22 protein-coding genes are annotated in these 26692 nt (G+C 62.0%); 15 read left to right on the top strand and 7 right to left on the bottom strand.

Features of this window, described 5'->3' with window-relative positions:
• Positions 1 to 89 precede the first annotated feature (89 nt).
• Entirely contained in the window at positions 90 to 1514 is a 1425-nt protein-coding gene (locus K3174_RS03375) for an MATE family efflux transporter (protein ID WP_221555510.1), read from the top strand.
• A 1-nt stretch (position 1515) separates the two neighbouring features.
• On the opposite strand, the gene K3174_RS03370 is transcribed toward K3174_RS03375, so the two are convergent.
• Positions 1516 to 2349: a mechanosensitive ion channel family protein gene (locus tag K3174_RS03370; RefSeq protein ID WP_221555508.1), complete on the bottom strand. Its 834-nt coding sequence runs from the start codon at positions 2347 to 2349 to the stop codon at positions 1516 to 1518.
• A 218-nt stretch (positions 2350 to 2567) separates the two neighbouring features.
• Here K3174_RS03370 and groES point away from each other — a divergent pair, with 218 nt between their 5' ends.
• From groES to K3174_RS03355, 3 genes are all read left to right on the top strand, one after another.
• Positions 2568 to 2855, top strand: coding sequence for a co-chaperone GroES (groES, locus tag K3174_RS03365; protein ID WP_221555507.1), 288 nt, complete (start codon positions 2568 to 2570; stop codon positions 2853 to 2855).
• A gap of 55 nt (positions 2856 to 2910) precedes the next feature.
• Complete coding sequence (gene groL / locus K3174_RS03360; RefSeq protein ID WP_221555506.1) at positions 2911 to 4557, top strand: chaperonin GroEL; 1647 nt, start codon at positions 2911 to 2913, stop codon at positions 4555 to 4557.
• Between the two features lie 297 nt (positions 4558 to 4854).
• Positions 4855 to 5253, top strand: coding sequence for a DUF4168 domain-containing protein (locus tag K3174_RS03355; protein WP_221555505.1), 399 nt, complete (start codon positions 4855 to 4857; stop codon positions 5251 to 5253).
• An 80-nt stretch (positions 5254 to 5333) separates the two neighbouring features.
• Here the strand turns inward: K3174_RS03355 and K3174_RS03350 are convergent, their stop codons facing one another.
• The 3 genes from K3174_RS03350 to K3174_RS03340 all read right to left on the bottom strand — a co-directional run bounded on the left by K3174_RS03350 (position 5334) and on the right by K3174_RS03340 (position 10358).
• Complete coding sequence (locus K3174_RS03350; protein WP_221555504.1) at positions 5334 to 7625, bottom strand: DUF305 domain-containing protein; 2292 nt, start codon at positions 7623 to 7625, stop codon at positions 5334 to 5336.
• 91 nt (positions 7626 to 7716) lie between these two features.
• Positions 7717 to 9009 (bottom strand): acyl-CoA dehydrogenase family protein, encoded by a 1293-nt coding sequence (locus K3174_RS03345; protein WP_221556540.1) that lies wholly within the window; start codon positions 9007 to 9009, stop codon positions 7717 to 7719.
• Positions 9009 to 10358 (bottom strand): phosphotransferase, encoded by a 1350-nt coding sequence (locus K3174_RS03340; RefSeq protein WP_221555503.1) that lies wholly within the window; start codon positions 10356 to 10358, stop codon positions 9009 to 9011. Before K3174_RS03340 ends, K3174_RS03345 begins: the two co-directional genes overlap by 1 nt.
• 105 nt (positions 10359 to 10463) lie before the next feature.
• Here K3174_RS03340 and K3174_RS03335 point away from each other — a divergent pair, with 105 nt between their 5' ends.
• Entirely contained in the window at positions 10464 to 10871 is a 408-nt protein-coding gene (locus K3174_RS03335) for a baeRF12 domain-containing protein (RefSeq protein WP_221555502.1), read from the top strand.
• 139 nt (positions 10872 to 11010) lie between these two features.
• Positions 11011 to 12027, top strand: a complete 1017-nt coding sequence (locus tag K3174_RS03330) for a serine hydrolase (RefSeq protein ID WP_221555499.1) — start codon at positions 11011 to 11013, stop codon at positions 12025 to 12027.
• An 87-nt stretch (positions 12028 to 12114) separates the two neighbouring features.
• On the opposite strand, the gene K3174_RS03325 is transcribed toward K3174_RS03330, so the two are convergent.
• Positions 12115 to 12369 (bottom strand): hypothetical protein, encoded by a 255-nt coding sequence (locus K3174_RS03325; RefSeq protein WP_221555498.1) that lies wholly within the window; start codon positions 12367 to 12369, stop codon positions 12115 to 12117.
• 248 nt (positions 12370 to 12617) lie between these two features.
• Between K3174_RS03325 and polA the strand changes: the two genes are divergently transcribed.
• Genes polA through K3174_RS03310 form a run of 3 tightly spaced genes read left to right on the top strand, consistent with a single transcriptional unit; the run spans position 12618 to position 17887 of the window.
• On the top strand, positions 12618 to 15482 hold the full coding sequence (polA, locus tag K3174_RS03320; protein WP_221555497.1) for a DNA polymerase I: 2865 nt from the start codon (positions 12618 to 12620) through the stop codon (positions 15480 to 15482).
• Positions 15464 to 16759, top strand: a complete 1296-nt coding sequence (locus K3174_RS03315; RefSeq protein ID WP_221555496.1) for a sensor histidine kinase — start codon at positions 15464 to 15466, stop codon at positions 16757 to 16759. The genes polA and K3174_RS03315 overlap by 19 nt, the downstream gene beginning before the upstream one ends.
• Before the next feature lie 39 nt (positions 16760 to 16798).
• On the top strand, positions 16799 to 17887 hold the full coding sequence (locus K3174_RS03310) for a mechanosensitive ion channel family protein (RefSeq protein WP_221555495.1): 1089 nt from the start codon (positions 16799 to 16801) through the stop codon (positions 17885 to 17887).
• Here the strand turns inward: K3174_RS03310 and K3174_RS03305 are convergent.
• Complete coding sequence (locus tag K3174_RS03305; protein ID WP_221555494.1) at positions 17884 to 20211, bottom strand: CDC48 family AAA ATPase; 2328 nt, start codon at positions 20209 to 20211, stop codon at positions 17884 to 17886. The two genes, K3174_RS03310 and K3174_RS03305, sit on opposite strands and share 4 nt — an antisense overlap.
• Before the next feature lie 385 nt (positions 20212 to 20596).
• Here K3174_RS03305 and K3174_RS03300 point away from each other — a divergent pair, with 385 nt between their 5' ends.
• The 6 genes from K3174_RS03300 (at position 20597) to K3174_RS03275 (ending at position 25478) form a co-directional block, all read left to right on the top strand.
• On the top strand, positions 20597 to 21052 hold the full coding sequence (locus tag K3174_RS03300) for a Cif family virulence factor (RefSeq protein WP_221555493.1): 456 nt from the start codon (positions 20597 to 20599) through the stop codon (positions 21050 to 21052).
• Positions 21049 to 21975 (top strand): 5'-nucleotidase, lipoprotein e(P4) family, encoded by a 927-nt coding sequence (locus K3174_RS03295; protein ID WP_221555492.1) that lies wholly within the window; start codon positions 21049 to 21051, stop codon positions 21973 to 21975. Before K3174_RS03300 ends, K3174_RS03295 begins: the two co-directional genes overlap by 4 nt.
• 57 nt (positions 21976 to 22032) lie before the next feature.
• The gene (locus tag K3174_RS03290) at positions 22033 to 23172 is read left to right on the top strand and encodes a nitronate monooxygenase (RefSeq protein WP_221555491.1); all 1140 of its coding nucleotides are present in this window, start codon (positions 22033 to 22035) and stop codon (positions 23170 to 23172) included.
• A gap of 36 nt (positions 23173 to 23208) precedes the next feature.
• Complete coding sequence (locus K3174_RS03285; RefSeq protein ID WP_221555490.1) at positions 23209 to 24348, top strand: CaiB/BaiF CoA transferase family protein; 1140 nt, start codon at positions 23209 to 23211, stop codon at positions 24346 to 24348.
• Positions 24349 to 24438: 90 nt separating this feature from the next.
• Positions 24439 to 24987, top strand: a complete 549-nt coding sequence (locus K3174_RS03280; RefSeq protein ID WP_221556538.1) for a GbsR/MarR family transcriptional regulator — start codon at positions 24439 to 24441, stop codon at positions 24985 to 24987.
• Positions 24988 to 25073: 86 nt separating this feature from the next.
• On the top strand, positions 25074 to 25478 hold the full coding sequence (locus tag K3174_RS03275) for a hypothetical protein (protein WP_221555489.1): 405 nt from the start codon (positions 25074 to 25076) through the stop codon (positions 25476 to 25478).
• Between the two features lie 28 nt (positions 25479 to 25506).
• Here K3174_RS03275 and K3174_RS03270 read toward each other — a convergent pair whose 3' ends face one another.
• The gene (locus tag K3174_RS03270; RefSeq protein WP_221555488.1) at positions 25507 to 26685 is read right to left on the bottom strand and encodes a DUF418 domain-containing protein; all 1179 of its coding nucleotides are present in this window, start codon (positions 26683 to 26685) and stop codon (positions 25507 to 25509) included.
• Positions 26686 to 26692: the final 7 nt, after the last annotated feature.

Genomic DNA, 26692 nt, shown 5'->3' with positions numbered 1-26692 from the left:
ACCCGTCGGCCTCATCCGGCCCGTTAAATCGGAACCGCAGCCTTTGGCGTTTGAGTAGGCCTGCCCTTTTCCCTATCCGGGCCGGCTGCATGACGCACGAGACTGCCATGGAGCCCCTGCCCCCCATTGCGGAACCGGGCGGTGACGGCTGGCGCGACGAACTGGTCGCGACGTTGCGGCTGAGCTGGCCGCTGGCGGCGGCGAACCTGTTGCAGATGCTGACCTACGCCATCGACGTGATCTTCATCGCGCGGCTGGGCGAGGACCAGCTGGCCGCATCCGCATTGGCAATCGCGCTTTTCGGGCTCGTATTATGGGCGCTGTCGGGGCTGACGGGCGCCGTCGCGCCCGTTGCAGCGGCCGAGCTGGGCGAGCGCGCGCCGGCACTGCGCCCGGTCCGCCGTTCGGTGCGCATGGCGCTGTGGCTGGCGCTGTTCGGCGGGATCGGGGGGATTGGCCTGTGCCTGCTGCTCGGCCCCCTGATGCGGGTGACCGGGCAGGAACCGCAGATCGTCGCCATGGCGATCGAATACAACACGCTGCTGGTGCTTTCGATGGTGCCGATGCTGTTCAACAATGTGTTGCGCAGCTTCGTCTCCACGCTCGACCGGCCGATCTTCGCCACTGCGATCACCGCAGGCGGCATCTTCGTCAACGCGCTGGCCAATTACGCCTTCATCTTCGGCAATCTCGGCGCGCCAGAGCTCGGCCTCAAAGGGGCTGCTGTCGCCACCATCATCACCACTCTGGTGACGCTGGCCGCCTACATCGTCGCCATCCGGCTCGATCCCAAGCTCCACCGCTATCGGGTTTTCGGTCGCTGGTGGTCGCCCGACTGGGCGCGCTTCAGACACATAGCCAATGTCGGCACCCCGATCGCCCTGACGATTACCGCGGAAGCCGGGATCTTCGGCGCCGCCGCCTTCCTCATGGGCAACATCGGCGCCAGCCAGTTGGCGGCGCACACCGTTGCCCTGCAGATCGCGGCGCTGGCGTTCCAGGTGCCCTTCGGCGTCGGTCAGGCCGCAACCATCAGAGTCGGCTATTTCTATGGCTCGCGCGATAGCGAGGGCATGAAGCGCGCGGGGTGGACGGCGATCGTCGTCGGCACCGGTTTCATGGTGCTGACAGCGCTCGCCATGATCGTCATCCCCAAGCCCCTGATCGCGATCTATGTCGATCCATGGGATCCCAAGAACGCCGTGCTGGTCGGCTTCGCGCTGCAATATATCGTGATCGCCGCCGCCTTCCAGCTGTTCGATGGGATGCAGGCGGTGGCCGCGGGCGCACTGCGCGGATTGCAGGATACCCGCATCCCGATGTGGATCGCGGCCTTCGCCTATTGGGTTCCCGGCATCGGCACCGCGCTCGTGCTGGGCTTCGCCACGCCGCTCGAAGGTGTCGGGGTGTGGATCGGCCTGGCGACCGGCCTGATTTTCGCAGCGGCTCTCCTCGGCTGGCGCTGGCATCGGCGCGAGGCGCTTGGACTGACCACGCGCCCCGCCAGCCGATAATTCAGGCGGCGCGCTGCATGATCTCGCGCTGCGGGAACGGGATCGAGATGCCGACATCGTCGAAGCGCGCCTTGGCCGCTTCGGTCAGGTCCCAGGTCAGCGCCAGATAATCGCCGGTCGCGCACCAGACGCGCAGGCCGATACCGACCGAACTGTCGTCGAGCGAGTTGACGAAGGCCTGGGGCGCCGGATCGGCCAGCACCCGCTCGTCCGCCTCGGCCAGCGCCACCAGTTCCTTGCGCGCCCGTTCCATGCTGTCGCCATAGGCGATGCCCACGATCAGCTCGAACCGGCGAATGGGGTGACGGTTGAAATTGACGATGGGCTGATTCCACAATTCCGAATTGGGCACCATGACGAAGAGGCCGTCGAACTGCTTCAGTTCCGTGGTGAACAGTCCGATCTGCTGGACCGTCCCGGTCACCGAACCCGCCGTGATGCCTTCGCCTACCTTGAAGGGCTTCTGGACCAGGATCATGACGCCCGAAGCGACATTCGACAGCGTGCCCTGCAGTGCCAGGCCGACGGCCAGCGCCATCCCGCCAAGCGCGGCGAGGATGCTGGTCGTCTGCACCCCGAACTGCGCCAGGACGGTGACGAGGACCAGTGCCCACAGCGCGTATTTGACCACGTTCGAAAGAAAATTGGCGACCGTGGGCTCGAACCGCGGCGAGCGCGTCATCGTCCGTTCGACCCAGCGCGAAATCATTCCCGCCAGCAACAGGCCGATGACCAGCACCGCGAAGGCGCCGGCAATGTCCATCATATTGAGTCTCAGCCACAGCAGGATCTGCTCCGGGATCGTGAGTGCGGCGATATTCTGGTCTGTCGTCATGGTGGGCGGCCCTTTCTGCTGACTTGTCCGGAATTCGGGCGGGCGATAGGGAAGCTGCCGCGTCTTGGCCACCCCCGGCCCCGGTCTGTCGCGATCGCCGAATTTTTTGACCGGGTCCCCGTTGACTCCCCGTGGCGCTGCCCCCAAATGCCCCGCGCTGGCACTCTCGTAGTGGGAGTGCCAACGAACGTTCACACTCATTCAAGAGGTCACAGACAATGGCATTTCGTCCGCTGCACGACCGCGTTCTGGTCCGTCGCATCGAAGCCGATGAGAAGACCGCAGGCGGTATCATCATCCCCGACAGCGCCAAGGAAAAGCCGAGCGAAGGTGAAATCGTCGCCGTCGGTTCGGGCGCCAAGGCCGAAGACGGCACGGTTACCCCGCTCGACGTCAAGGCCGGCGATCGCGTGCTGTTCGGCAAGTGGTCGGGCACCGAAGTCAAGCTCGACGGCGAAGACCTGCTGATCATGAAGGAAAGCGACATCATGGGGATCATCGGCTGATCGCCGGACCCGGATGTACTTCTTCAACTAAATACCAAATCCAGGAGAAACACCAATGGCTGCCAAGGACGTAAAGTTCAGCCGCGACGCGCGCGAAGGCATTCAGCGCGGCGTCGACACCCTCGCCAACGCCGTCAAGGTGACGCTCGGCCCCAAGGGCCGCAACGTCGTCATCGACAAGAGCTTCGGCGCTCCGCGCATCACCAAGGACGGCGTCACCGTCGCCAAGGAAATCGAACTGAAGGACAAGTTCGAGAACATGGGCGCGCAGATGCTCAAGGAAGTCGCTTCGAAGTCGAACGACGCCGCGGGTGACGGCACCACCACCGCCACCGTGCTCGCCCAGTCGATCGTGACCGAAGGCATGAAGTCGGTTGCGGCCGGCATGAATCCGATGGATCTCAAGCGCGGTATCGATGTCGCAGTTGCCAAGGTGGTCGAAGATCTCGCCGCCCGTTCGAAGGACGTTTCGGGCTCCAGCGAAATCGCCCAGGTCGGCATCATCTCCGCCAATGGCGACATCGAAGTCGGCGAGAAGATCGCCGAAGCGATGGAGAAGGTTGGCAAGGAAGGCGTGATCACCGTCGACGAGAGCAAGGGTCTCGAATTCGAGCTCGAAACCGTCGAAGGCATGCAGTTCGACCGCGGCTATCTCAGCCCCTACTTCATCACCAACCCCGACAAGATGACGGTCGAACTCGACAATCCGTACATCCTGATCCACGAGAAGAAGCTGTCGAACCTGCAGTCGATGCTGCCGGTGCTCGAAGCGGCTGTCCAGTCGGGCCGTCCGCTGCTGATCATCGCGGAAGACATCGAAGGCGAAGCACTGGCCACCCTGGTGGTCAACAAGCTGCGCGGCGGCCTCAAGGTTGCTGCGGTCAAGGCTCCGGGCTTCGGCGATCGTCGCAAGGCCATGCTGGGCGACATCGCGATCCTGACCAAGGGCGAAATGATCAGCGAAGATCTCGGCATCAAGCTCGAGAACGTCACTCTCGGCATGCTGGGCGAAGCCAAGCGCGTCACCATCGACAAGGACAACACCACCATCGTCGACGGTGCCGGTGACGAAGCCGACATCAAGGCCCGCGTGGGTGAAATCCGCACGCAGATCGACAACACCTCGAGCGATTACGACCGCGAAAAGCTGCAGGAACGCCTGGCCAAGCTGGCTGGCGGCGTGGCCGTGATTAAGGTCGGCGGTGCCACCGAAGTCGAAGTCAAGGAACGCAAGGACCGCGTCGACGACGCGCTGCACGCAACCCGCGCAGCAGTCGAAGAAGGCATCGTCCCGGGCGGCGGTACCGCGCTGCTCTATGCCGCGAAAGCGCTCGACGGCCTGACTGGCGGCAATGACGACCAGACCCGCGGTATCGACATCGTCCGCCGTGCGCTGGCCGCTCCGGTGCGCCAGATCGCAGCCAACGCCGGCCATGACGGCGCTGTCGTCGCGGGCAAGCTGACCGACGGCAACGACGAAAGCCTGGGCTTCAATGCTGCAACCGACACCTATGAAAACCTGGTGTCGGCCGGCGTGATCGACCCGACCAAGGTCGTGCGCACTGCCCTGCAGAACGCTGCCTCGGTTGCCGGTCTCCTGATCACCACCGAAGCCGCGATCGTCGAAAAGCCGGAAGACAAGGCGGCTGCCCCGATGCCCGACATGGGCGGCATGGGTGGAATGGGCGGCATGGGCTTCTAAGGCCTGTCCGACCGACCTGACGAACGAGGCCCGGCAGGAGCGATCCTGCCGGGCCTTTCGTTCCAACTCATCTCTTAGCCGGCCTCCGCGGGACCGAATCCCTCCTGTCGGCACCTCTCGTTTTCGACGATTGACCGCCGAACGGCTCCCGAGCGGCACTCGACTCGTCGCAGCTCAGCGACGGGTCGGGTTTTCTGCCTTTCTTTAGACACAATCGAACCCGGCAGGTGTTCGCAAACCTCCTCGCTGCCCTCATGTGGGGTGCACAGGGGACACCAGTCCAAAGGAACGCACGTTATGAAAACCCTCAATATTCTTTTCGCCGGCTCTGCCATGGTTCTTGCCAGCGGCGCCGCAGCGCAGGCCATGGACGAACAGGCGGCCGACACGGCGACCATGCCAGCTCAGGAAGCTCCAGCCGAGACTGCTCCGGCTGAACCCGCCATGGGCGATCAGGCTGCGGATGCCACTTTCAGCGATGCCGAGGTCAAGAGCTTTGCGGCGGCAGCGGTAGAAATCCAGGCGCTGCCGGGCGATGACGCTACCAAGCAGCAGCAGGCCGCGCAGATTGTGGCGAACTCCGGCCTCGACGCCGAAACTTTCAACGCAATCGGTACCGCGATGCAGACCGATCCGGCACTTGCACAGCGTGTGCAGCTTGCCGCCGCCGAACTGCAGTCCCAGCCTACCGGCTAACAGTCGAGCGCTACAAAAATCGGGCCCCCGCCGGAAAGTTCGGCGGGGGCCTGTTCATGTCGGCCTTGGGCAGAGCGGATTTATCCGCCGCTAATGGAGGGACGGTCAGCCGCCGCCTCCAGTTGGTCCGGCCAGGTTACCTGAGTTTGTGTCTGCGGGTTGAACAGGCCGCCGGGATAAACTGCGCCTTCGGCTGCTGCGATTTCCTCTGCAGTGAGGAACTCGCTCGGCTCCAGCGCAAAGACGTCGAGACCGCGAGTAATCTCGGTGGCGTAGATACGGCCATTATACCAGTATGCCGACCAGTATCCTCCGGTGATCAACTGGTCCTCGCTCACCGGCCCGCGATCGAAATAGGCGATCTCGACCGGGTTCTTAGCATCGGTGAAATCGATGACCGAAATGCCGCCCTGATACCAGGCCTGGACGAAGATATCGCGCCCCGGCACCGGGATGATCGATCCGTTATGTGCGACGCAGTTCTCCTTATCCGTCTGCGGCGCGGGCAGCTTGTAGAGGCTGCTGAATTCGAGCTTGCCGTCCTTCAACTCGTAGATCGCGTTTGCGCCCCATTCCATGGGATCGCCAGCCTGGCAGCGCGGACGCCCGCCACCGCCCCATTCGTCGGTAAACAGCACCTTGGTGCCGTCATTGTTGAAGGTCGCCGAATGCCAATAGGCAAAGCCGGTTTCGGTCACATCGTCGATGCGCTTTGGTTGCAGCGGATCGGAGATATCGAGCACGATACCATTCCCCGAACACGCGCCCGCCGCGATCTTCTTCGACGGGAAGACGGTGATATCGTGGCAGTGATCGGTGATGTTGGTATCCTGCGTGGGACCGCCATCGGCCGCGGTGCCATGGTCGCCGCCGAGCCACAAGCCCGCGATCCGATCGTCCTCGGCGAAAACGCGCGCCGACGATGTGATGCGCGATGCCGCCGGATTGGCAACCGGCACCTCGATCACGTCGATGCTGAACAGCGCGGTGTTGTCACCCCCGTTCTCGAAGCAGCCCGCCAGTTCCTCGTTCGGGCGCACATATGACGTGCCCGAATTGTAGATGACTATGCGCTTGTCGTCCGCGCTGACCACCGAATGCGTGTGGCTGCCGCGGCAGGTCTGCACCTGGCCGACCTGGACCGGGCGCGTGACGTCGGAAATATCGAAAATGCGCAGGCCGCGGAAGCGCTCATCGCTGACCCGGTCCGCCACACCGCCAAGACCGCAATCGACACGGGCCCGGCTGTCCTGCACGCTCATGAACAGCAGGTCGCCCACGATCGAGACATCGCCCTGCCCGCCCGGGCAGACGATGGAGCTGACGAGGTTCGGCTTCCCGTCTTCGCCGAGCCGATAGGCGTTGAAGCCGTGATAGCTGCCCGCGACCAGCAGGTCGCCCGAGAACGCCATGTCGGTATTGGCGAAGCTCAGGAGGGACGATCGCTGGCCGAACCGGTCCTCGTCGTCGCCATCCTCGTCCCGCTCGGTCGAGCCCTCGGCATCCGCACGCTTGGTATCTTTGTCGGAAGCTTCGTCTTCATCTTCCTCGATTTCGGGCTGGAGCTGCGCCGGGTTATCGGGATCGAAGAAGCCGGTGGGCTTGGGCAGCGCGGCGACAATCCGCAGATTGCTGATCGCTTCGCCCGCATCGCGAAAGCCCGCAGCCAATCCGACGCGCGGATCGGCCGAAAGCTGCGACAGCATCACGTTCATGCGCTCGACCTCGGTTTCCTGGTCGCTGACGATATCGTTGGTGAATTCGAACATCACCGGATCATAAGCGCTGCCTGGCTGTTCGTGCAGGTCTTCCACCATGTCGATCGCGCCCTGATGGTGGCGAATCATCAGAGTGAGGAACTGGCGGTCGAACTCCGCACCATCGGCCTCGGCCAGCGCTGCCATCTGCGCCGGCGTCGCCATGCCCATCATCGCATGATGCTCGGCCTGATCCATCTTGCGGTGATCCATTCCGGTATGGTCCATGCCTGCGTGGTGCTGCATGTTGGAATGATCGGTCGCCCCCATGCTCTCGCCGCGATCTTCCAGCCATCCGCGCATGAAAGCAATCTCGTCCGCCTGCGACCCGTCGATGCGGTCCGCGATCGTGCGCACGCCTTCATTGCTGGTCCGTTTGGCGACCAGCGCCGCCATTTCGACCGCCTGCTGGTGATGGACGATCATGTCCTGCATGAACTTGACGTCGGCGGGCGAATAACGCGTGTCGGACAGGCGGATCGCCTCGTCCTTGTCGATCACCCGCGATTGCGCACCTGGCGCACCCGGAAGCACGATCGGTGCCTGCTGCGCGATTGCCGCGCTGGCAGTTGAAAGAAGCAGGCCCGTGGCCAGCGCCCGAAAACTCTTGGTCATGTTGGCAGTCCCCAAATTTCCTCGCGTCCACAAGGCCGTGCGCGGCGGCAGGGGTCAAGCGCCAATTCTACCAAATGCTTTGTGAGGCCCGTCAGCTACGTGCAAGCTTGTCTCTTCTCGGGCCGAGATAGCCGAAGAGATAGGCCGCCACTTTGCGCATCTGGATCTCTTCCGCGCCTTCGGTGATGCGGTAGCGGCGGTGATGACGATAGATGTGTTCGAACGGCTTGTGACGGGAATAGCCGATGCCGCCATGGACCTGCATCGCCCGGTCGGCGGCCTCGCAAACCAACCGGTTCGCCCAGTAATTGCACATGGAAACCTTGTCGGAGATCGTCTTCTCGATCTCCTCATGCGGCATGTTGTCCATCTCCCAGGCCGTCTTGTAGATCAGCAGGCGAAGCATTTCGCACTGCGTCGCGAGTTCCACCAGCGGGAACTGGATCGCCTGGTTCTTCGCCAGCTCTTCACCGAATGGTTTGCGTTCCCGCGCATATTTGACGCTTTCCTCGACACAGTATTGCGCGGCCCCGAGACTGCTCGCCGCCTGCCGGATGCGGTTCTGGTGAACGAAGCTCTGCGCCAGTGCGAGACCGCGCCCTTCGACACCCAGGATGGCCTCGTCCGGGACCCAGACATTGTTGACGGACAGGCGCGGATGGTCGGTAGGCATGTTGAAGGTCCACATCCACTCCTGGATATCGAGGCCCGGCGTGGGGTTGGGGACGAGGAAGCAGGTGATCCCGCTGGCATCGCCGTTCTTGCCGCTCGTGCGGGCGAACATCGCGCAATGCGTGGCGACATGCATGCCGGTGATCCACATCTTCTCGCCGTCGATCCGCCAGCCATCGATGCCGTCACGCTTTTCGCGGACCGCTTTCGTTTCCATCCACGTCGCGTCGCTGCCGTGGTCAGGCTCGGTCAGACCGAAGGCGACGCGGCGCGTGCCTTCGAAGCCGCCGGTGATGAATTCCTGCTTCTGCGCTTCGCTGCCGAAGGTTTCGAACATGGCGACGAAGGGGAAATTGCCGACGATCGAGTGTTCGTTCTGCAAATCGTTGTGCAGGCCCAGCCCGCGTTGCGCGAAACGATCGCGGATCACCGCCATCCAGAGGTTCGAGCCGTCCTTGCCGCCATATTTCCTGGGCGCGGAGAACCGCCAGTGACCTGCCGCGTCGGCAGCCTTGCGGCATTCTCGCAGCAACTCTTCCCAGTCATGCGTGGGCAGCCCCCCGCGTTGCCAATCGGTCCGTGCATCTTCGCGCCGATGGTCGAAGAAGCGGACGTTGTCGCCCTTCGCGACCATCGGTTCGATGGTCTTCTCGATGAAGGCTTCGAGCTCGGCGTAATATGCCTCCAGGTCCTGTGGTATCGCGAAATCCATCATTCCTCTCCTGTCCACTTGGCGCGTGCCAGTGCAAGCATCGGATATTTGGGCACGTCGGCCGCGAGCTTATCGAGCGCGGCGCGGCGCAGCATGGCAAGCAGGCCGGGCGTCGCCAGCGAAACCTCGCCGTCGAGCAGATCGAGGGCGAGCATAGCATCCTCGCCGTGTATCCCGACCACATCGTTTCTCGCGATCATGCCGAGCGCATTGCGCGCCACGGCCAGCTGAAAGCGGTCGTGTCCCTCGACGCTATCCTTTATGGTAGAAAGCCATTCGGCCACTGCCGTGGCGATCTCGCCAACACTCGCCTCGCCTTCCGCTTCGAGCGGGTCATTCGCAGGCGGAATACGCCGTGCCTGCTCTTCTTCGGGGGCGTCCTCTTCGAGCAGCAGCAGCAAATCAAGCTCCTGCTCACTCGTCCGGCGTGAGATCACGACGCGTTCCAGCATCCTGTCCTCGCCGCTACGCCACATATTCGCATTGCGCAGACAGCCCAGCGCCCACCAGACGGTGCGATAGACTAGCCAGTAGCGAAACCGCCCCGCATCGACGCGCATACCGCTTTCCGCCTCGTAAGCAGCCACGTAGTCTTGCAACGCACCGAGCCCGAGTGCCGGCCGGTCGACCCGCGAGAAACGCCATACCGCCATGCAGCCATAGGCAAGGTCTTCATGACGATCGCCGAAATGCGCGAGTTCCCAATCCAGCACACCTGTGAGATGCGAATCTTCGGCGAGGAGATTGCCGAGGCGGAAGTCGCCGTGGTTGAGAACAGGCTCGACGCGCTCGGGCAAATTTTCGCGCAGCCATCTGAGGCCGAGCGCGACGATCGGGCGATCTCTTCCCGCCTCTTCGAATTGCCCCGCCAGCCCCTCCACGGCCTCGCCATAATCCATTTCCGGTAAGTCTTCGGGTAGGGCCTGAGGTCGAAGGACGTGAATTCTCGCCAGATTGCGTGCCGCTTCGCGCAGCAGTCGCTCTGGCTTCTCCATTGCCAAGATCGCCCGTGGGTCGGGCGTCCCAGGCAAGGCGCGCATCACGAAACCGCTGCCGATTCCGTCATCCGGCCGGAGTTCGACGATAACTTCCGGCGCGGTTACCCCAGCATCATGTGCTGCCCGAATGATCGCCGCCTCGGAAGCGTGACCGAATGGTCGCCCTTGCATGAACGCCAGACTTGGCGCACGGCGCAGTACGAAACCATCGCTTCCGCTGGAAAAGCGCCAGCTTTCCATGGTCGCACCGCCTGTCAGCCGTGCGAGTCCCGTCGGCGGGGCGAGGCCCACGCGGGCCAGCGCCTTCCCCAGTCCCTGCTCGAGCGCGTGTGCGCTTTCGATCTCTCCCATGCGGTTCACGTGTGCAGCGAAACGTCTTGCCGCTCAAGCCCGGACCTCTTGGCGGGTTGCTCCGTTGGTGTTTCCATAGGTCGACAACAAGAGGAGACACTTCCCATGCGCCTTCCCAACAATGCCCACGTCGCGATCGTCGATGGCGAAAACTTCACCGTCATGCGCAATAGCGGCACGCCATTCGAGCCCAAGCTGGGTCTGTCTGAAAAACCCGATCTGGCTGCGACCAACTTCAGCGCTGGAGTTAAGCATCAAGACCCTGTCAGCCAGCAGCATGGCCGAACCGATCTAAACGAACTGGCACATGGTGCGGCAGCTGCGGAATGGCTCAATGCGAAATCGATCGCCGGCGAGATCACCGACATACTGGTCATCGCCGATCCCAAGACCCTGGGCGAAATGCGCCGCCATTATCACACGGAGCTGGAAAAGCGACTGGTCGGCGAGATCGGCAAAACATTATCCGGCGAACCGACGGCGAAGATCGAGCAAGTTATCGCCAATTCCTGATGTGCATTCCGTTCGGTTTATAACAACCGGACGGAATAGACTGTCGCGCCGGCAACACTTTTCGTCGCCAGGCCCTTGTATCGACACATTCTCCGGGCATTAAGCTTTCCCTAACCATGGACGGGTATATGGGGTCGGTATGGGAAAAGGACTATTTGGACGGTTGCTGGCGATCGGGGCAGTGGCATTCGCCACCCCGGCGCTGGCTCAAGGTAGCGGTTTCGAGGCCCAGTTCGACAATACATTGGGCACCGAACTCCGGGTGCCGCAAAGTCACGATGCACTTTATTCCTCGCCACTGGAGCGTCAGATCGCGCAGCTTGCCGACGGGTCGAACGGCCGGATCGGAGTTTACGCGGTCGATCTGACGTCAGGGCGCGAGATCGGCGTGCTGGCCGACCAGCGTTTTCCGATGGCAAGCACCAGCAAGGTGGCCATCGCCGCGACCTACCTTGCCGGTGTCGATCAGGGCCGTTGGAGCCTGACAAGCGAGTTTCGTCTCCCGCGTCCAGGCGGGGCCTATATGCCGGCCTATCGCCACCTGAGCTTGATGATCAGCAAGAGCTGCAACGATTGTACCGACGCATTGCTCAATGCGGTCGGCGGCCCCGCTGCGGTAAACAGCTGGATTAGGCAGGCAGGCATCGACGGTTTCGAGCTCACCCGCGACATCGCGACCCTTATTCGCCAGGACGGTCACATCGATCCGGCGTGGAGCGTCGATACGAAAGACAGTGCAACGCCGCGAGCGATGGGCCAGCTGCTTGCCGGCATCTATCAGGGCAAATGGCTAAGCGACCATTCGCGCCGCGTTTTGCTAGATGCGATGCTGGAAACTTCGACCGGCAAGCAGCGTATGCGATCCGTTTTGCCCGTCAGTGCCAATCTTGCGCACAAGACCGGGACGCTGGCACGCACCGCCAGCGATATCGGCATCTTCCTGACGCCCGACGGCCGCGCAATTGCGGCGGCAATCTATGTCACCGGACAAAGCCCTTCGATGGCCATCGAAAATGGTAGCCGCGGCGAAAAGCTGAACGCCCGAGCCAATCGCGATTCACGCATTTCGAGCATTACTCAAGCCTTGTATAACGGGTTCGGGCACGATGTTGGCGATGGTCGCAACTGGGCCAGTGCCGATTACGGCAGCAACTAAGATATTATCTTAACAAGAAAAAGGGCGGCGCCGTGAGGCACCGCCCTTTCTGTTCGTGAACGAAAACCGTCCGCGAAGCGTGCGATATTAGTCGGCAGCAGCTTCGGCAGGAGTTTCGTCGCCTTCGACGGCAGCTTCCGTTTCGGCAGCGGCGTCTTCAGCGGTCGCTTCGACGTCGGCCATAGCTTCGTCGGCGGTTGCTTCGACAGCTTCCATGTTGGCTTCAGCGTCGGCAGCGGCTTCATCAGCGGTCGCTTCAGCAGCGTCCTGGGTTGCTTCCGAGCAAGCAGCGAGGGTGAGAGCAGCGGCCGAAGCGGCAGCGAAAAGAGCGATCTTGCGCATAGGTATAAATCCCTTGAACAGCGAGTTTTACTAGCAGATTGGAAGCCTTGGCCCCCTCTCCGCGCGAGCCCCCAATTGGGGCCTCACCATGTCTAAATAGTGGCCGAATTGAGGCGCGACAAGCGCTTTTCCGAAAATGGCGCCACATTTTCGCCGCAATCTGGTCGAAACCGCTGGAAATATATGAGCTTCCATAGAAAGGAAAAAGGCGCTCCCCAACGCATCGAGCCGTTGCTAAGTCCCCTGCCATGGGTGACAAACCGCATCTCTATCTCGTCGACGGCTCGGCCTATATTTTTCGCGCCTACCACCGGCTACCGCCGCTGACCGACCCCGAAGGCACGCCGGTCGGCGCGGTTTACGGCTATACCACCATGTTATGGAAGCTGGCCGACGATCTTCACAAGGCTGACGGACCGACCCACCTTGCGGTGATTCTCGACAAGTCGAGCCACAGCTTTCGCAACGAGATATACGACCAGTACAAAGCCAACAGGCCCGATCCTCCAGAAGATCTGGTGCCGCAGTTCCCGCTGATCCGTGACGCGACGCGTGCATTCAGTCTGCCATGCATCGAGGAACCCGATGTCGAAGCGGACGACATGATCGCCTCTTATGCGCGCGCCGCCACGCGCAAGGGATGGGACGTCACGATAGTCTCTTCCGACAAGGATCTCATGCAGCTGATCGGCCAGTGCGCCGAAGAGGATCGCGAACCGGGCGTCGAAACCGGCGGCTGCATCGATATGCTCGACACCATGAAGAACGCGCGCATCGGGCGCGAGGAAGTGATCGAGAAGTTCGGCGTGCCCCCCGAGCTGGTGGGCGACGTTCTCGCGCTGATGGGCGATTCGGTCGACAACATTCCGGGTATCTTCGGTGTTGGTCCTAAGACAGCAAGCAAGCTCATCGCCGAACATGGAACTCTAACCGCCGCGCTCGATGCCGCAGTGGACATGAAGAAAAGCAAGCTCAAAGAGCGCCTGATAGAACACCGCGCCGATGCCGAGCTCAGCCGCGTGCTTGTGACACTGAAGGAAGACTGCGGTCTGCCCGTTTCGCTGGATGATATGAAACTGGAGGACGTGCCGAGCGAACCGCTTGCAGCGTTTCTGCGGAAGCACGGCTTCACCAGCTTGCTGAAGCGCCTCGACGCGGGGACCGGCAGTCCTTCACGCGCGACCGATCTCAATCCGGCCAAGCAGGATACGAAGGGCGCCGAAGCTAATACTGAGGGTAATCGCCAACCGCTTCCCGACTATCCCCCTATCGACCGATCGGCGTATGAATGCGTGCAGACCATGGAACGGCTGAAACAGTGGATCGACCGCGCGCATGCTGCGCGGCTGGTTGCGGTCGATACTGAAACCAGCAGCCTCGATTCCGTTCGCGCCGATCTGGTGGGGATCAGTCTGGCGCTGGGTCCGAACGATGCATGCTATGTTCCGCTCGGTCATGGCGGCAGCGACATGTTCGCGGAAAAACCCGACCAGATCGACAGGGCCGCGGCGCTTGAAGCACTGAATCCGCTGCTGACCAGCGATGCCGTACTCAAAATATTTCATAACGGGAAATACGACCTCAACGTCTTCGCCCGCAACGGCATTGAGGTTGCACCGATCGACGATACGATGATCGTCAGCTTCGACCTCGATGCAGGCCGCCAGCTCGACGGAATTGGTGGCGGGCATGGAATGGACGAATTGGCCGATCGGCACCTCGGCCATACATGCCTTAGCTTCAAGGAAGTCTGTGGCACGGGCAAGAAAGCCATCCCATTCGGCGAAGTGCCGCTCGACAAGGCAACCGAATATGCCGCCGAAGACGCCGACGTTACCTGGCGCCTCTATCGGCAGCTCAAACCCCGACTGGCAACCGAAGGTGGCACCAGAATCTACGAGCGTGTCGATCGCCCCTTGGTCCCCGTGGTCGCGCAGATGGAACGCCACGGGATCAGGGTCGACCGTAGCCGCCTCGCCAAGCTCTCGGAAGAATTCGCCAGCGAAACGGCACGTCTGGAAAAGGAAATACACGGCATAGCCGGGACCGAATTTACCGTCGGCAGCCCGAAGCAGCTTGGCGAGGTGCTGTTCGACACGCTCGGCTACAAGGGCGGCAAGAAGGGCAAGAGCGGACAGTATTCGACCGACCAGAGCGTGTTGGAGCGCCTTTCGGGGGAAGGCGCGGAAATCGCCGACAAGGTCCTTGAATGGCGCCAGCTAGCCAAGCTGAAGAGCACCTATACCGACGCGCTGCAGGAAGCGATCAATCCGGAAACGGGCCGCGTCCACACCAGCTACAGCCTTGTCGGCGCACAAACGGGGCGCTTGTCTTCGACCGATCCGAACTTGCAGAACATCCCTATCCGGACCGAAATCGGCCGTCAGATCCGCGACGCGTTCGTCGCCGAGGAAGGCAATGTCCTGCTCGCCGCCGACTATTCACAGATCGAACTGCGATTGGCGGCGCATATGGCCGATGTCCCGAGCCTCAAGGAAGCTTTTGCAGAGGGCGAGGATATTCACGCCCGCACAGCCACCGAGATGTTCGGCGAGGTCAATCGCGACACGCGCGCCCGCGCCAAGACGATCAACTTCGCCATCCTCTATGGCATCTCGCGCTGGGGGCTCGCCGGTCGGCTCGGTGTCGAGGCGGAAGAGGCGCAGGCGATGATCGATACCTATTTCCAGCGCTTCCCGGGTATCCAGAAATACATTGTCCGCACGCTCGAACAGGTGCACGAATTTGGCTATTCGGAAACGCTGTTCGGTCGCAAGACCTGGTTTCCGCGGATTGGATCCAAGAATCAGACTGAGCGGCAAGGTAGCGAGCGGGCGGCGATCAATGCGCCGATCCAGGGGACGAGCGCCGACATCATCAAGCGGGCCATGCTTCGGATGATGCCCGCACTCGAAGCAGCAGGACTCGGCCACGTGCGCATGCTGCTTCAGGTCCATGACGAGCTGGTTTTCGAGCTGCCCGAAAGCGATGTCGACGCAGCTAGCGAAATCATCGAGAAGGTCATGGCTGAAGCAGCCGAACCTGCTGTAAAGCTTGACGTGCCTCTCGGCGTAGATATCGGTACCGGGACCAGTTGGGGGGCGGCACACTGAGCGAACTTGACGAATTTGTTGCGCGTACGCGCAATCCGCGCTGGCTGAACGTCGCGCTGCTGACGGTCATAGCCGCAGCCATGTTCGCGACCATCTTTCTGGCCTACCAAACCGTCGAGGCCGAGCGCGCGCAGCGCGATCAGGTCGAACGTACGGTCGAAGTGCTGGAAGAGCTGCGCCAGATCAACCGCGCGACGCTGAGCGGCGAAACCGGTCAACGCGGCTACCTCATTACTCTCGATCGGCGCTATCTCGCGCCGTATCAGACGGCTCGCGAACAGATCGAACCATCGCTAGACCGCGTGCGCATCCTGTTGGGAGACGATGCTACCGCGCGCCAGGTGGAATTGATCGATCAGATCGATGCTTTGGCCAGGGCCAAGTTCGACGAAATGGCCGACAGCGTGGAATTGCTGGAAAGTGGACGCCTGCTCGATGCTCGCCGGGCCACATTGACCGACGAAGGTGTCGAGGCGATGGAGCGGCTCGGCAGAGCCATTGCGGAAATGGAGGATATCGAAAGCGAAATCCTCGCCGAGCGCGCGGCCGAGGCTGCACGAAGCGAAGCGCGAGTGCTGCCGCTACTCGGCGCCCTGTTCGTGCTGCTGATCATCGCCATGTTGGCCGGCGCCCGGCTGGTGGGACGCGCGGCGCGGGCCGAGGCCGAAGCATCGCAGGCAGCCGCGGTCAGCGAGGCACGCGACCGCGCTGATCTGCTGGCGCGCGAGTTGAACCACAGGGTGAAAAATCTGTTCGCCGTGATCCTTGCGATCGTTCAAATGAGTGCGCGTGACAAGCCCGAAGCCAAGGAAGTCACGGACAGCATTGCACAGCGTATCCGCGCCCTGCTGACCGCTCACGAGGTCAGCCAGGGCGAACTCGAACGTCCGGTTGCATCGCTGCGGGCTTTGGTCGAAACGTCGCTCGCGCCCTACCGATCGAGCGAGCACCCGGCCGAGATCGACGGCCCCGACATCATGTTGCCAGCCAAGCGAGTTACTCCGCTAGGTCTCGTCCTACACGAATTGACCACCAATGCGGTCAAATACGGAGCATGGAGAAACAAGGGCACCGTACATGTCAACTGGACCTTGAATGACGGTGCGGTCAAACTGACTTGGCGCGAAACCGGTGCCGAGCTTGATGAACTGCCCGAGCGCCAGGGCTTCGGCAGCCTCCTGATGGCCAGTGCAGCGCGCCAGTTCGGCGGCTCTTTCGAACGGAATTTCACCAAGGACGGATTGCACGTGTCCATCGAGCTGCCTGCCATAGAGTAGGCTTGCGTTCCGGGCCGGCTCTCCATACCGACGCTTCCGATGCTCGAACGATACGATCCGCGAAACTGGCCGATTTCCCTCGAAGGGCTGCTGCATACGTCGATCGTGCTCGGTGGCTCGGTTCTGCTGGCCTTTGCAGTGCATTGGGCCCTGTTCGCTATCATCCGCCGCATTGTTAGGACGTCGGACAGCGGGCTCGACGATGTAGTCGTCGACGCGCTGCGCAAGCCGCTACGCTGGGCCGCCGTCGCTTTCGCGATCGCCGTAGCTGCAGATAACGATGCCTTGGTTGGTCGCGGTTGGGACGTGCTGGCCAGTTTCCTTACTCCCGCGGTAGTGGGCTGGGTGGCCTATGCGTTGGTTCGCGGTCTTGCCCATGGGTATGAAGCTCAGATTCTGGCGGCCGAGGATCCAGTAGCCCAGCGCGGACGGTTGACGCGGATCGCGATCCTTTCACGCACGGCGAGAGTAGCGATCGTCATCATCGCCGTTTCGCTACTGATGCTCAACATACCGGGTGTGCGCGATGTCGGTACGACTATGCTTGCTTCGGCGGGCCTCGCTGCACTAGCCGTAGGCGCAGCTGCCCAACCCGCCCTCAAGTCGCTGATCGCCGGATTGCAAATGGCAATGACCCAGCCGCTGCGCATCGGCGACCTTGTCAAGGTCGATGACGAAGCGGGGCGCGTGGAAGAAATCCGCATGAGTTACGTCACCGTGCGGACATGGGATGAGCGCGTCCTCGTGGTGCCGACCAGTCGGTTTCTCGATCAAAGCTTCGAGAACTGGTCGCGGGTCAGCGAGAAGCTGACCGGACCGGTCATGTTGCATCTTGATCCGATCGCCGACGTCGAACCAATCCGTGAAGAATTCGAACGCTTCGTTCAGGCACACGATTTGTGGGATGGACGCAATCTTCAGCTACTGATGACCGACGCCTATCCCGAAAGCATTGCCCTGCGTCTTTCGATGAGCGCCGATACGATCGGCGATTTGTGGACGCTGCGCTGTGCCGTGCGCGAACACATGCTGTGGTGGCTCAAACAGAACCAGCCCGATGCGTTGATCCGGCATCGGCTCGAGCTGCCCGGCGGCCATGCCAAGGCAGAAGAGCCGGCGGCACCCTAGTCTCCAGCGTCCGACCCGTGCTTTTCGCCCCGGGTACTTTCGACCATTCCATCATAGAGAAAGCCGATCGGCCGTACTTCAGCAGCGCGCTTCTTCAGTTCGCCGCGCATCTTCTTGTACTCCGCTTCCATCTGCGAAGTGACGGTCGCGCGGCTGTCTTCCAGCGCCTCGGCAAAGTCGGCAGCCGTTACTTCCTGCACATCGCCGCCTGCGCGATGGAGCGCGTTCAGACCCGCCCGGCGCACAACATCTTCGAGGTCCGCCCCGGTGAAGCGTTCCGTCTTCCCCGCCACATCGGCGAGATCGACGTCCGCCGACAGAGGCATTTCCTGCGTATGGATACCGAGTATCTGTTCACGGCCTTGCACGTCGGGAGTCCCCACATAGACCAACTCGTCGAAGCGACCGGGGCGCAGCAGCGCCGGATCGACCAGCGTCGGACGATTGGTTGCACCGATGACCACTACCGATTGCAGCTCTTCCAGCCCGTCCATTTCGGCAAGAATAGTATTCACCACGCGACCGGTCACCTGCGGTTCGCCCTGACCGCTCCCTCGTGCCGGAACCAGGCTGTCGATCTCGTCGATGAAGACGACACAGGGGGCGACCGCCCGAGCGCGCTTGAACATGCGCGCGATCTGCTGCTCGCTTTCACCGTACCATTTGGACAGCAGATCGGAGCTTTTCATCGAGATGAAATTGGCCTTCGCCTCTCTCGCCACCGCCTTGGCAAGGAGGGTCTTGCCCGTGCCGGGAGGGCCATAGAGCAGAAAACCCTTCGCAGGCCGGATGCCGAGACGATGAAAAGCCTCTGGGTTCTTCATCGGAAGTTCGATGCCTTCCTTGAGCTTCTCGATTGAATCGCCAACGCCGCCGATGTCGGACCAGCCGACATTCGGCATCTGCACCATGACTTCGCGCATGGCGCTGGGCTGGATTCGCTTCAGAGCGGACAGGAAATCTTCGCGCCCGACATAAAGATCGTCGAGCACTTCGGGCGGGATCGTGCGCTCGTCGAGATCGATGCGTGGCATGATCCGACGAACGGCATCGATCGCCGCCTCGCGGGCCAGGGCCGCGATATCTGCACCCACGAACCCGTAAGTTGCCTTGGCCAGTTCGTTGAGATCGACCTTGTCGCCCAGCGGCATGCCGCGCGCATGGATCCCGAGGATTTCACGGCGCCCGCTTTCGTCTGGCACTCCGATCACGATTTCGCGGTCGAACCGGCCGGGACGGCGAAGAGCCTCGTCGATCGCATCGGGACGGTTGGTTGCTGCAATAACAACCAGATTCGAGCGCGCCTCCAACCCGTCCATAAGCGTCAGCAACTGCGCGACGAGCCGCTTTTCCGCTTCGCCCGGTACCCGATCGCGCTTGGGAGCTATCGAATCGATCTCGTCGATAAAGACTATCGCGGGAGCAGACTTGCCTGCTTGCTCGAACACTTCGCGCAGCGCCTTCTCGCTTTCGCCATAGCCTGAACCCATGATCTCCGGCCCGTTGATGGTGAAAAAATTCGCGTCGCTTTCATTGGCCACTGCCTGCGCGAGACGCGTCTTGCCAGTTCCAGGAGGGCCGTGCAGCAGGACACCCTTGGGCGGATCGACCCCGAGGCGAGTGAACAGTTCGGGATAACGCAGCGGCAGTTCGACCATCTCGCGCAGTTGCTGGATGGTCTCGCCCATGCCGCCGACATCGTCGTAATTGACGACCGCGCGGGCATCGCGCGGCGCTTCGAACTCGGCCCGCAATTCGACTTCGGTGTCCTCGTCGATATGGACGATGCCTTTAGGCGTAGTCGCGACGACGCTCAGACGGATCTGGGTGAGCGCATAGGCTGGGGCGTTGAACATCCGACGCACTTCGGGCGGCATGTTCTGCACCGGCTGTTGGCCGGTCGTCGCAACGAGGTCGCCAGCGACAAGCGGCTTTCGAAAGAAATTTCGCTTCAGGGCCTGTGCGGGGCCCTGCAATCGCATCTCACGCTGTGCAGGCGCGAAGACGACACGGGTGGCAGGCCGTGACTCGGCCACGACTATATTGACGTGCTCGCCCGATCCGACTTCGGCATTGCCGCGCTGGAGGCCGTCGAGCCGCACCACATCGAGGCTCTGATCCTCGTCGTAAGCCGCCATCGCAATCGCCGCGGTCGCCCGCTTGCCGGTAATCTCGACGACATCGCCTTCGGTGATGCCGAGCGCCTGAAAGGTCGAACGGGGCATGCGAGCGATACCCTGCCCGCTTTCTTCCTGCCGTGCCGCGGCTACCTGCAGCCTGACTGTCTTGTCTTCTACCGCTGTTGCGGCATCTGCATCGGCCATGAGGGTGTGGCTCCCGTTTCCTGTTCGTCCTGCTTGGCCCACTTGGGGGTGGACCCCTTGGGATGCAATGAACGAAGACGGCGTGAGGGTCCGTTCGGGACAAGAAAAAAGCCCGGCTGGCGAACCAACCGGGCTTGGAAGTCTTGGGAGAGGATGCCTAAAAGGCACAACGACATATGCTGGAAGGCGCCCTATTGTGCAAGTGCGAAAACGACAATTTTTGTTGCGCGACATGCAACAATTGAGCGAAAAACCGAGCAAATACATCAGCTCCTGCCAGGCGGACTCTGTCGCACTGCATCAAATCCTGCTGCGTCGCACAACATTGGAGGCCGTGGACGGGACCAGAGTGACATGAATATCTGTAGGAGGTAGAGCGCTTCGCATGAGCAAAAATACCGGCAATGCAGCTGCAGCCGTCGAGCGAGTCGTAACCCAGGCCTATGCCGTCATTTTCGGCCCCAAGGGCGCCGAGCGGGACTGGGACACCATGCGCGCCATGTATCTGCCTGGCGCACGCATGACTGCAATGCGTCCCGACGGTATCGAGATTTGCACTGTGGAACGGTATATCGCCGGCAAGCGCGATTTCCTGACCCAAAACGGCTTTTCCGAGAGCACACTGGTCAACCGGATCGAGATATATGGCGACATGGCCCATGTGTGGTCGTCCTATTCGGGAGACTGGATCGAGCCAGAAGGGAACCCGGGGCGAACAAGAGGGATCAATTCCTTCCAGCTGCGACGCGACGAGGAAGGTAACTGGCGTATACATTCGCTCCTCTGGCAAGTCGAAACCCCCGACCTTCCTCTCCCGACCGATATGGACGCAACGCGATGATACGAATTCTGACCCTCGCCACCAGCGCGATCGCACTGGCAGGTTGCGCCACAGCGGATGCCGGGTCGGTAGTCGGCACGACCACACCGGCTGCGAGCGACGAAAAACCGGCGCCCGATACGATGCGCTGGCTTTACGGTTCGGGCGAAGCGGCGGGTGCGTCGATCCAGACTTGGCGCCAAATCGCCGATTATGCGATTGCCATCTCGCGTCAGCGCAAGGTTCCGCAATCGGTGCCGCTCGGCTTGCCTGCAGTCGATGGTGGCATCGGAACGCCCTCCTGCATCAAGGCCGACGGAACGACCAAGCCCTTCGCCGCCGTCTTCGATGTCGACGAGACCGTTCTGCTCAACACCGGATATGAGTATTGGCAGGCGTTGACCGGCAAGCCTTTCGATGCCGATGAATGGAAGCAATGGGCGGACAATGGTGCCGGTATTGCGCAACCTGTTCCGGGCGCAGTGACCGGCCTCCGGCGTTTGCGCGAAGCCGGTATCGCGGTGATCTTCAATACGAATCGCAATTCGGACACTGCGGCGGGGACCATCGCCGCACTGGAAGCCGCCGGCGCCGGACCGGCCGTCCATCTCGAAAGCCTCTTCCTGCGCGGTGACGACGATATGGGCGGCAGGAAAGACGGTCGCCGGGCGACCATAGCCGAAAGCCATTGCGTGATTGCGATGGCGGGCGACAATCTCGGCGATTTCGCCGATGTCTTCAACGCCGATGAAAGCGCCATCGCGGCCCGCCGCGCCATGGTCGCGCGCGGGGAGTATGCGCAGTTATGGGGCAATGGCTGGTTCCTCATGCCGAACCCGGTTTACGGGGCTTGGCAGCATGGCAATGTCGGTGAAGTGTTCCCACCGGAGGCACGCTGGAAACCATCGCCAAGCGACGCGCCCTTGACGATGGGACAGCAATAGAGCCGACTTGCGCCACAATGCCTGCGGGATAGGGTGCTTCCGCGAGAGGAGACACCCATGCCGATGAACCGCGTATGCGAAATGACGGGGGCGGAATTTCCCCTGTTTGCCTTCAGCCATTGCCGCGATGTTGTCGCCGCAGTCAGCAAGGCAGGTGGCTTCGGCGTGCTTGGCGCAACGCGTTTCAGTCCCGAACAACTCGAGGAGGAGCTTGCCTGGATCGACGCTCACGTTGACGGCGCGCCCTATGGTGTGGACGTTCTCGTTCCCGAGGTGATCGACGCGCGCGTTCGCGAGCTTTCGGATAACAGGAGCCGGGCGGAGGCAATCGATTCGGCCTATCAGAGCTTCGTCAATTCGGTGCTGGGCAGGTACGGTATTGCTCCCGAAGCCGAAATGCCGATTCTAGCCGAGCGAATGGGTATCACACCGGAAAACGGCCTCGCGCTCATGGAAGTCGCCTTTCGCCATCCAATCAGGCTAATCGCCAATGCGCTCGGCATAGCCCCACCTGCAATGATCGAGGAAGGCAAGAAACGCGGCGTGCCGGTGGCGGCGCTGGTCGGGGCAAAAGAGCATGCGATCCGCCAGGCCGAGGCGGGCGTCGATATCATCGTGGCTCAGGGCACAGAGGCTGGCGGGCATTGCGGCGAGGTCTCGACGCTGGTGCTGATCCCCGAGGTAGTGCGCGAACTGGCTCGCAAGGGCCACGACATCCCGGTACTGGCCGCAGGCGGTATCATGACCGGCGGCCAAATGGCAGGGATGATGGCGGCGGGCGCGCAAGGGGTATGGACCGGATCGATCTGGCTGGCGACGCCCGAGGCCGAAACGAGCGAAGCCTTCCGCGAGAAGATGGTCGCCGCGAGCAGCCGCGATACCGTGCGCTCGCGCAGCCGCACCGGCAAGCCTGCGCGCCAGCTCAAAACGGCCTGGCACGATGCCTGGGACGACCCGCAAGGGCCCGGAACACTGCCCATGCCGTTGATGGGTATGGTCTCGGAGCCCGCCTTCGCACGAATCGAGCGCGAGGCTGCGACGGGCAACGAGGCGGCGCGCGAACTGGTCAGCTATTTCGTCGGTCAGGGTGTCGGGCTGGTCGAGCAGGTGCGCTCCAGCCGACAGGTCGTGCAGGATTTCCGTGAGGAATTTGTCGATGCCGTAGCCGGGCTTTCCGCCGCACTGGGCCCGGAGTGACTTGACCGACGCGAACCGCCCGCGCAAGCCACGGCCATGTGGCTCGATACCCCGCGCAATCCGAACGCCCCACTTGCCGGGCTCAAGGTTCTCGAACTTGCCCGCGTGCTGGCCGGACCCTGGGCCGGGCAGATTCTCGCCGATCTCGGGGCGGACGTCATCAAGGTCGAAAGCCCCGATGGCGACGGCACACGCAAATGGGGCCCGCCATGGATCGAGCGCGGCGATGGCGAGCGGGAGGCGGCCTATTACCATGCGACCAATCGTGGCAAGCGCTCGATCGTGGCCGATTTCAAGGATGCGGATGATCTTGCCCGTGTGCGCGCATTGGCGGAGAGTGCCGATGTGGTGCTGGAGAATTTCAAGACCGGCGCGCTCGCCAAGTTCGGGCTCGACTACGAAGTGGTGTCGGAAGCCAATCCGCGCGCCGTTTATTGCTCGATCACCGGGTTCGGCCAAACCGGGCCTCGCGCGCATGAGGCGGGCTACGATTTCGTCATCCAGGCGATGAGCGGGCTCATGGCACTTACCGGCGATCCGAAGGGCCAACCGATGAAAATGGGCATTTCCATATCGGATCTCACCTGCGGACTCTATTCGGTCATCGGCATCCAGGCGGCGCTTGGCATGCGCGAACGGACCGGGCACGGCCAACATGTCGACATGGCGTTGCTCGATTGTTCGGTCGGTCTGCTCGCCAGCCAGGCCACGCATTTCCTCGCGACCGGAGAAAACCCGCCACGCATGGGTAACGAGCACGCGCAGGTCAGCGCCTATGGCGTGTTTCCGGTAGCCGATGGCGAAGTGGTTCTGGCACCCGCCAATGACGGGTTGTTTCGACGCTTACTCACCCTGCTGGGGCGCGAAGATCTGCTCGACGATGCGCGTTTCGCGACCAACGAAACCCGCCTTGCCAATCGCGGGGAACTCGATGCGATCATCGCCGAGGAGACCCGCAAGTGGCAATTGGAGGAACTGCTGGCCGACTGCGCCGAGGACGGCATACCTGCCGGGCCAATAAATCCGATCGATGCGGTGTTCGAGGATCGCCAGGTAGAAGCGCGCGGCATGCGTATCGATCTTGACGGCATTCCGGGCGTGCGCAGCCCATTCACCTTTTCCGATGCCGAGCTGGCATTGGATCATCCCAGCCCGCGAAAGGGTGAGCACGGGTAAACCCTCAATCCATCTGGCCATCATCGTTATATCTTGACCTACTCTGTTATTTCTGTAATTTCAGTAATTATCAAAAGGGGCCGAGTCGTGGTGGATATCATGAACATTCCCGAGGCGCGTGCCTTCATCCTCCATTGGGGAGAGATGGGCAGCCAATGGGGCGTCAACCGCTCGGTCGCGCAGGTCCACGCCCTGCTCTATCTTTCCGACCGGCCTCGCCACGCGGAGGACATCTGCGAGAAGCTGGGTCTTGCCCGCTCGAACGTCTCGAACGGCCTCAAGGAATTGCAGAGTTATCAGATCGTGCGACGCGTTCACGTCGAAGGCGACCGGCGTGACCATTTCATCGCCGACAACGATCTGTGGGACATGCTCATGAAGATAGCTGCCGAGCGCAAGCGGCGCGAGATCGACCCGACGATACAACTGCTTGGTGAACTCTCGGAAGGGCTGGCAGGCCGCGGTGATGTACCTGCCCATGTGCGCGAACGGATCGGGCGGATGCACGAATTCATCGGCAGTCTTGCCGGATGGTATGCCGATGTCCGGCGGCTGCCGAAATCGACCCTCGTCACTTTGATGAAGCTGGGCGGCCGCGTTGCGCGGCTTCTGCCCGGCAGCGGCAAGATCAAGGACTAACCCACTTCGAAGACACCGAGGAGACCCGCAACAGCACAGATATCAAATTAGATTTCTCAAATTTCAGAAATTCGAGGAGAAAGCTTGTGTATCTCTTTCCAGCTTATGTCGCTTACCTCGTCGTCAGCTTCGCCCTCACGGTCTGGGTTGCGCGGACGCTGTCGAAAAACGGGATCGTTTTCCTGATCGAATGTTTCGGCCATGACGAAATCCTTGCCCGCAGCACCAACCATTTACTGGTAGTCGGCTTCTACCTCGTCAACTTGGGCTGGATTCTGCTGACGCTGCGTTTCGGCAGCGAGCCGCAGAACTTGGCCGACGTGCTCGAATTCCTGTCTAGCAAGGTCGGGCTGGTCGTGGTGGTTCTCGGGGCGATGCACTTCTTCAACATGAACGCGATCGCCAAGTTCGGCCGCAAGGTCGGCCAGTGGCTGCGCGAAGACGTGCTCGGCCACGAGGGCGAACCGCGCAAAGGAGTAGTAGTGCGCTGAGTTGGCACGCCTCAGCAAGCGGCGCGGGCTATCCCTTCCCGCGCCGCTTGTGCGTCAACATACGGGTTGCAGCGCGCCAGCAGCGTTCCATCGGGCCCTGCCCGAACCGCAACAACCACAAAGGGGACCAAAGCAGTATCGGCAAGGTAGCGAGGAACGAAAGCGCAAACGCTTCTGCTCGCGATACCCTGCCGAATAGGTCGAACCCCCAGCTTGAAAAGACCGCCCCAAACACCACACTGGTCATCAGATAGTTGGTCAGCGACAGCCTTCCGGCTGCCGCCAGCAGGCGGACGAGCAGCCGGTCTTTGCTACGCGTGAAAACGGCCAGCAGACCGATCGCATAGCTGCAGCCGAGCAGAAGATCGAAGGGTGCGGACACGATCAGGCCATTGCGCGCCACCGTCTCGGGATCGAATCGTAGCGAACCCGTCCCGAAAGCAATCAAACCCAGCGCGGGCAGTGCGATGAGCAGGCAAAGGACAATCAGGCCGAGCGCCCTTCCGCGCGACCATTTGGACGGCAGCACTCCGCTTCGCCAAAGCGCGACGCCCGCCAACATGGCTGCCAGATTGATCGGTATCGCAGCCGCAACGGGGACGAACGACGCGGGCAGCGAATGCAGCCTGCGCACGATCCGCTCACCGAACCTTTCGCGTCCCAGGTCGAGCGCCTGGGCGATGCCGTCTGGCCGTGTGCCGTAATTGAGTGCGAGATAATCGGCCGACAGGCCCGAGAGCCAGACATAGCCGCCCCCCAGATGCAGCCCGACCGCAACAATGCCCGCAGCCGCCAATCCATGCCAGCCGAGGCGCAAAAAGAACGGCAGCACGATCCCCGCAAGCGCATAGACGCGCAGGATATCGTTGCTGGCCAAGAGTGTCGCATGGACTATACCGATCAACAGCAGGACCGCCATGCGCGCCAGATGGTCGCGCCAGCCCGATCCGCGATCCCACATAAGTGCGATGCCGAGGCCGAACAGCATCGCGAACAGCGTGCGGAACTTGTCTTCGACCAGCACAAAGCTGACGGCCCATAGCGCATAGTCAATCGCACCATCGGCGCCGTAGGCAGCCGGGTTGTGATAGGCCTGCAGGGGCAGCGCGAAGACGTAGACATTCATCCACGCTATGCCGATCACGGCCATCCCGCGCAGCGCGTCGAGTTCGACGATGCGATCCGGGGAAGCGGGCGGGCCAGTCATACCGGCC

Origin of the sequence: Qipengyuania qiaonensis (assembly GCF_019711515.1) — a bacterium.
GTDB classification, from domain to species: Bacteria; Pseudomonadota; Alphaproteobacteria; order Sphingomonadales; family Sphingomonadaceae; genus Qipengyuania; species Qipengyuania qiaonensis.
The sequence above is the reverse complement of the archived record's forward strand: the minus strand, read 5'-3'. Positions and strand labels throughout refer to the sequence as shown.